This window comes from Nocardia nova, assembly GCF_002933465.1.
GTDB lineage: Bacteria > Actinomycetota > Actinomycetes > Mycobacteriales > Mycobacteriaceae > Nocardia > Nocardia nova_B.
In genome coordinates, this window is record NZ_PSZE01000071.1 from 1 (window position 1) to 3,395 (window position 3,395).

Consider the following 3,395-nt stretch of genomic DNA (forward strand, 5'->3'; position numbering starts at 1 on the left):
GGTCTCGTGGGCTCGGAGATGTGTATAAGAGACAGTGTCGGCCCACGTTCTCCGCGCGCGGATCCGATTGCGGCACACCGCGATTCGGGCTGCCCTGATTCGACGCCGCCTGCATCGGACCGGGTCGCGGCGGCCCCGGCTGATTCGGCACAGCCGGCCCCGGCTGATTCGGCACAGCCGGCCCCGGCGCGGGAGCCGGGCCCTGCTCCGCCTCGGCGTATTCGCTGTCGGTGACCAGCAGATGCGCAGCACCCAGCACCAAGGCGTGCATCGGATGATCGGCGACCCGCAGCCGGTTGCCCAGATGGTTCTGGAATGCCAGCCGCAACGCGTCGTTGAAACACACATTGCCGGTGAGCAGCACCGTCGAGGTGTCGGCACCGATCGACCGGGCCGCGGCCATCACCTCGATGACGACGTTGTCCGCCGAATGCGCGTCCCGCATCGAATCCGGCGTGATCGGGACCCCGACCGATTCGGTGGGCTGCTCGTCGTCCCCGTCGACGGCCACCACCAGGCACATGCGGCCGTCGGAGTAGACGCCGGTCGCGCCGACACCGCGGCGGCCGCGCGCGGGCGACCGCACCAGCCCCAGTGCCCGCACGTAACCGGACAGCGCGACGGATTCGGGCAGCGGGTCGGTGACGACGTCCATCAGCTCGACCAGCCGGCAGTACTCCTCGACCTTCTCGTCGGCCCAGTCGTCCGGGAACGGCAACGCCACCACGTCGGGCTTGCCACGCAACCGCGAGCCGATCGCGGCGAGCGGGTTGTAGAGCCGGGCACGGAACACCAACTCCGCCGGCCAGGTCGCTCCGGCGATGCGGATCTGCTGATGCCCGAGGATGTCGCGCACGTCGGAGACTGCGATGCCCAGATCGGGCCGCTGCCGGTCCACGCCCGCGGTGTGCAGTCGCCCGGACTTGTCCGCCAGCAAATACGCAGGCGGCGTATATGTGCCTTCCACCTGGACCGGGCGGATCGGTGTCCCACCGCCACCGGCGGCCACGGACACCACATCCCATCCGAGATGTATCGCCCCAACTCGAGCCGTCACACGCATAAGTGTGCCTGCTGTCGCGTCGGCACGCTCGGGGCAGGTCCGATTAGTTCGGGCATCCCCTGTCGAGGCTCGTTTCCGGACCCGTTCACGCGGCCGACTTCTTCAGCCGCAGACGCCACCACGTCAGCGTGGACAGCGCCGCGGTGAGCACGATCAACAGACCGGCGTCAAGGAACCAGAAACCGGGTTTGTGCTGCCAGATCGCATCGGGCTGGGCGTTGACGAACAGGGTCCGCAGATCGATGGTCGAGGCGCCACTGGCGAATCCCCAGCGCGACGGGAAGACGTACGAAAGCTGTTCCAGCACCACGCGATCGGTCACCGGAATCATGCCGCCGGCCATCACCAGCTGACACATGATCATGACCACCAGCAACGGCATGACCTGTTCGTTCGACTTGGCCACGGTCGACAACAACAATCCGACGACCACACACGTCACCGCCGTCAGCGCGATATCGACATAGAGCTCGATACTGCCGGACGGGATGAGCGCTCCCTTCCCGGGCGGATTCTTCCCGGCCAGCACAATGGCGACCAGCACCGCGGACTGCAGCAGTGCCGCGACACCGAAGACCATCACCTTCGCCAGCAGATACGCCGAGGGCAGCAGGCCGACGGCTCGCTCCCGCAGGAAGATCGGGCGTTCCCCGACCAGGTCGCGGACCGTCAGCGTCGACCCCATGAAGCACGCGCCGAGGATGAGAACGACCAGCAGTTGCTGGGATTCACTTCCTCCGGTGAGCTGCGGATGCAATTGACCGTCCGGCCCGAGAATCGGTGGGGCGGCGGCGAAACCGTTCTTCCCCGGCACGACCAGGCACAGCACACCCAGCACGAACGGGAGGACCACCAGGAAGGCCAGGTAGCCGCGGTCGGCGAGGATCAGCCGGACCTGCCGCCGCGACAGTGTCGACAGTTGTTTCCAGCCACTGGATTTCGGTGGCTGCCCCGTCACGCCGCGCGGCACGGCCGGCGGTGGCGGTGGCAGCGCCGCCTGCCGGGACCGGTAGTTCGCGAAGGCGCGATCCGGTTCGGCGGCGACCCGCGCGAAGATCTCCGCCCAATCGCTGGTCCCGAGAAAGTCGCCGACCCCTGCCGGATGTCCGCAGAACGCGGTCTTGCCGCCGGGCGCCAGCAGCAGCACCTGATCACACATGTCCAGGCAGGCCACCGAGTGGGTGACCACGATGACGGTGCGCCCGGCGTCGGCCAGTTCGCGCAGCATGGTCATGACCTGCCGGTCCAGCGCCGGGTCCAGACCGGAGGTGGGCTCGTCGAGCAGCAGCAGGGCCGGACCGGTCAGCAGTTCCAGCGCCACCGAGGCGCGCTTGCGCTGACCGCCGGAGAGCCGGTCGACGCGGGTATCGGCATGTTCGGTCAGCGACAGTTCCTTCAGCACGCCGTCGATGACCTGCTGCCGATCGGCCTTCGAGGAGTCCGGCGGCAGCCGCAGTTCGGCGGCGAATCCGAGCGCCTGGCGCACGGTCAGCTGGCGGTGCAGCACATCGTCCTGCGGGACCATGCCGATACGACTGCGCATGGCCTCGTATTCGGCGTGCAGGTTGCGGCCCTCGAAGGTGACCACACCGGCCGACGGATGTGTCGACCCCGCAATGAGTTTCGACAGCGTCGACTTACCGGCGCCCGAGGGACCGATAAGCGCGGTCAGGGTGCCGCGGCCGGCCTGCATGTTGACGTCCACGAGCAGCTGCTTGTTGCCCTCGACGACGAAGCCGACGCCGTGCACGCTCAATCCCTGCTCGGTGACCGGCTTCTTGCGGTGCTTCAGCGTGCCTTCCTGCACGACGAAGTCCACGTTGCCGATGGTGACGATATCGCGTTCGCGCAGCGCCACCCGCTGCTCGCGGCGGCCGTTGACGAAGGTGCCGTTGGCCGAGCCCATATCCTCGAGGACGAGGCCCTCGCCGCTCTTGACCAGGCGGGCGTGCCGACGCGAAGCCAGCGGATCGTTGACGACGATCTGGTTGTCGCTGGTACGGCCGATGGTCAGGCCGCCGGCCGGAATACGGTCGGCGCGCGCGATCGGCGCGGTCGAGGCCCGCGCACGCACCGGCGGGAGTGCCGAAGTGTCGGCCTTGGTAGTCAAATTGACGTTCGGCATATCGCCCGAGCCGTGGGCCGCCGGAATCGGTTGAGACGGGCGCTGATTCGGCCGTTGCGCGGGCCGCGACGGCGGCTGCGACGGCGCCGGGCGGTGCAGCTGCCCGGATTGCGGTGTGGGATGGGAGGGTTGCCGGCGCTGCTGCGGCCCACCCCCTGTCTCTTATACACATCTCCGAGCCCACGAGACCGATCAGTATCTCGTATG

At 68.2% G+C, this 3,395-nt stretch carries 1 protein-coding gene; it reads right to left on the reverse strand.

What is annotated here, in order from left to right:
- Positions 1–1,148: 1,148 nt before the first annotated feature.
- Positions 1,149–3,188 carry an ATP-binding cassette domain-containing protein gene (locus C5E41_RS32745; protein ID WP_258081417.1) on the reverse strand — a complete coding sequence of 680 codons (2,040 nt, stop codon included), beginning with the start codon at positions 3,186–3,188 and terminating at the stop codon, positions 1,149–1,151.
- Between the last annotated feature and the right edge of the window lie 207 nt (positions 3,189–3,395).

Bases quoted from the DNA above. Each gene is read 5' to 3' on its own strand.
- C5E41_RS32745 (WP_258081417.1), bottom strand. From the start codon at position 3,188: ATGCCGAACGTCAATTTGACTACCAAGGCCGACACTTCGGCACTCCCG.